This is a genomic window from Mammaliicoccus sp. J-M41 (assembly GCF_022385935.1).
Lineage (GTDB): Bacteria > Bacillota > Bacilli > Staphylococcales > Staphylococcaceae > Mammaliicoccus > Mammaliicoccus sciuri_A.
Genome location: NZ_JAJNIR010000117.1, coordinates 1 through 216 on the forward strand (window position 1 = coordinate 1; position 216 = coordinate 216).

The following is a 216-nucleotide window of genomic DNA, read 5'->3' on the forward strand; positions in this document are numbered from 1 at the left end:
GCTAGAAAAAAACGAGATCCTAAATCTGTCGAACTTGCTAATAGAATTATTGCTGAGTATGCACCTGAATCTGTTGAAGATATGGAAAATGCACTAAAAGATGTTTTTGGACCTATGTTTGAAGCTATGTTACAAGGTGAAATGAATAACCACTTAGGATATTCTTCGAATGATAAATCTGATAAAATTACCGAAAATAGACGCAATGGATATGGG

The 216-nt window shown here is 33.8% G+C and carries 1 protein-coding gene; it reads left to right on the plus strand.

Annotated elements, in window-relative coordinates; genetic code table 11:
- A partial coding sequence (locus LQ686_RS14125; RefSeq protein WP_239733471.1) for a transposase occupies nt 1-216 on the plus strand: 216 nt, incomplete at both ends.